A 3,521-nucleotide genomic window follows, 5' to 3' on the forward strand; every position below is an offset into this window, starting at 1 on the left:
AATTCTATATCCGCCAATTTAATGGCTTGTGGATGACGTTGATCAAAATCGGCTCTTTCCCATTCTGGTATACCTTCAAAGCTGATGTCTTGAGCTTCAATTAACGTCAAATCAGCCAGCGTTTCAACCCCTAAATCAACCAGTGAATCATGGATAAAATCGGCAGGCGTAGGGAGCGCATCAATAACTTTTTTGTTCTGTGGTGAGCTATTCAACATGAGATAGAGCTGATAGGCCTTTATATCCATTTCAAGTCGGTCATGCAGGCCTTTTAATAAACGATTATCTCCAATCAACGTGGTTAAAATCGGGATGATTTGATCTGTAGGTGGACTTGCAAGCTGTGACTCTATGGTTCGTCCGGCGTAGATACGCTTGTTCTCGACGAGGATCTTGTTGTTTTTAATACGTGGTTGCGTGCACTCAATGTTGCCGAATCCCAGTTTGGTGAGTGTCGCAAGTGGCATCGGCATGATGCAAGTAGCTAGCGTCTTGGTTTCTTTAGTACCGCGCCCAGGAATGGCGTGGGTGTTTAAAATCAGCGCCGCTTGGTTACTATTATTGTCTGGTGCATCGCCCAGTCGAGAATTTTTGGCAGGGATGACCTCGATATAACCGTTGGCTAACACACCCCGTTTCTTTTCTCGCTTTACAAAACACAGATCATGCTGTGCGTTGGCGATTGCAGCGCACAACTCCAGCCGATTATAAGCAACCAGTCCTGAGTTCGCTGTTTTCAAACCAACAACAGTCTTCAAGTCAAATGCCTGTTTGATTTGCGCTGCGTTTTGTCTGGCTTCGGCAATGGCGCTGTTGTTGAGTATGACGAGTTCCCGTTCGATTAGCTGTTCACAAGACTTGGGTCTAACACAGGCAATCAATAACTCCGCATCGCATAAACTCGGTAACAAGGTATTTAATTCTTCAATTTGTTGGGCGTTGTTACTGAGTTGATAGAGTGATTGATTAACACATAATGCCGCAGCTAAGTCGATCATCGCCAGCTGTAATGCTGGTGTTGGCATCGATAAGATCAGGTGCGCAAGGTGACTATCCAAAGGCAGCGGATAGATACGCTTGCCATGTGCTGTGGCTAGGTTTTGTGGGTCTATCGCATTAATGCGCTGCAGATTGGTCAATGCCAGTTGTAATGAGGAATTAGGCAAGGGATTGATAAAATCCAATTGGGTAATATCTTCCTGCGCGCAGGCACTCGATAGCACCATTTCGGTTAAATCTTCACGTAGTATCTGGGCCGGTGTTTCTGCTTTGAGTGGGGCAAACTCACCAAAGAGTTGAATACACAGGCCATCCATGACACGACCAGCACGCCCCTGGCGTTGTATCGCACTCGATCTGGCTATGGGTTCAAGGCTTAATACCGTTCTACCACCGCGCAGGTGAGTACGCCTTTCTAATCCTGAGTCGATGACACAACTAATATTGGGAATGGTGAGACTCGTTTCTGCCACGTTAGTCGCGAGAATGATGCGCCGTTGCGGTTGACGGTTTAACGCTTGTCGTTGCACCGTTTGATCGCTACCAGCGTGTAAAGGCAATATGAGCGTGCTGTTGCAGGCTTCATCTCGCGCTAAGCTTTGGGCTATTTGTTGGATTTCTTTTTTGCCGGGTAAAAAAACCAGAATATCACCCTGATTGTATTGCGCTAAGCTCAAGGCTAAATGCAGCGCTTGTTTAACGCGTAGATCTAATTTGTCGCTGTGCGGCATTAATCGCATATCCGTGGCCACATAGCGAGATTCAATTGGAAAACAGCGCCCCTGAGCCGTGATTTCTTGTGCGCCAGTATAACTGGCTAAACTTGCACTGTTTAAGGTTGCCGATGTTAATATAAGGCGATGGCTTTTTCGCTTATTGAGTATCGCGAGCAATAAATCGGTATCCCAGCGACGCTCGTGAAACTCATCGAGCATCACCACATCAAAGTGCGCCAACTGATCTTCAAATAACCAGCGCAGCGCTACACCCGGTGTAGCGAATACCACGTTAGTTTGTGGCGTGTATTGGTTATCAAACCGAATGGCATACCCTATTTTTTTACCCACGGGGCTAGCTGATTGTGATGCAAGGTATTGTGCAAGGGCAAGGCAAGCAATACGTCTTGGTTCGATGACCAATACACGCCCTAATGACTGTGCCCAAAGTGGCAGGTGCGTTGATTTACCACTACCGGTATCCGCGCTGATGATGATGTCACTGTGTTGTAATGTGTCGATGACCTGAGTTTTTATCGCATTTATCGGAAGTTGTTGCTGCATATCTGAAGATGTGGTCATAGGTATTTTATTTAGCACATAAGAATATGCTGCGAATTATAATATTAATGACAATAAATAGATAACTTTAACTTCACTGCTCTTTTTTCACTGTTCACTCCATCAGGAGTCAAAAAGAGTTTTATTTATGTTCCAAAATTTGATATTCATTTCGTTATGAATGTGGACTGGTTGACACTCCGCACACCTTAGATATATATCATTTAAATAAAAGATTTATGTATGTTCATCGTAATAAAAAGGGTGTTACGTTAGGCATAGGCTAACCGGACAGGATGTTAATAGTTATGATTACAAAACACAGTGTAATATGTTCAGACAAGACCTCTATTGTGACGACTTTATATGATTCAGCCACCCCAAAAGGCACCATAATTATCGCTAGCGCTATTGGGGTAAAACAAGACTATTACGCCCGTTTGGCGGTGTTCTTATCCGAAAATAGTTTTAATGTTATCACTTTTGATTATCGCGCAACGGGTGAAAGCCAAAGTGAAAAAAATGGCGTTGCTTTATGTTCGCAATTATCCGATTGGGGAGAAAAGGATATAGAAGCCGTCATTGAATTTTCAGAAGGTAGAGGTTTACCTGTATACTTTATCGGTCACAGTATCGGCGGGCAAATATTAGGGTTATCTAAGTCTGCAGTCAATCTTAAGAAAATAATTTTTATTGCGTCATCAGCACCTTACTGGCGTCGTTGGGCTTTTCCTGACAATATCAAAATACTGCTTACTGCAAATGTTGTGTTTCCCTTCATATCGTATATAAGATCCGATTTCCCGACCAAATCACTGGGACTCGGAAACCAAAATATTCCATCAACATTGATACGCCAATGGGCAAAGTGGATGTCAGCGTCAGATTACCTTTTCAGTGAAAAATTCAACCTCAATCTTTCTGGCTACCAAGAAATTACGCAAGATCTACTCTCTATTGGTTTTACTGATGACAACCTTGCCCCAGAAAACAATATACGAGAGCTACTCAGTTTTTTTCCAAACTCGAATTCAGATGTGAAATTAATTGATCCAAAAGAAGTCAACGCATCAAAAATTGGCCATGTGGGTTTTTTCAACGACAAATTTAAACATAATTTGTGGGAAGATATTCTACTGTGGTTAAAACAGGAGAATAACTAGTGCGTTATAAAATTCAAGAAATCAAACCATTAGACGACACAGCAATTGGCAACATCATTAAAAAAGTGGGTGAAGAGTACGG

General features: G+C 43.1%; 2 protein-coding genes. One reads left to right on the forward strand and one right to left on the reverse strand.

What is annotated here, in order from left to right; genetic code table 11:
- On the reverse strand, positions 1 to 2,297 hold a 2,297-nt coding region (locus PE36_RS23205; protein ID WP_006034557.1), incomplete at its 3' end, for a helicase-related protein.
- A gap of 287 nt (positions 2,298 to 2,584) precedes the next feature.
- Between PE36_RS23205 and PE36_RS23210 the strand changes: the two genes are divergently transcribed.
- Positions 2,585 to 3,439 carry an alpha/beta fold hydrolase gene (locus tag PE36_RS23210; protein WP_043995015.1) on the forward strand — a complete coding sequence of 285 codons (855 nt, stop codon included), beginning with the start codon at positions 2,585 to 2,587 and terminating at the stop codon, positions 3,437 to 3,439.
- Positions 3,440 to 3,521 lie beyond the last annotated feature (82 nt).

This window comes from Moritella sp. PE36 (assembly GCF_000170855.1).
Taxonomy (GTDB): Bacteria; Pseudomonadota; Gammaproteobacteria; order Enterobacterales; family Moritellaceae; genus Moritella.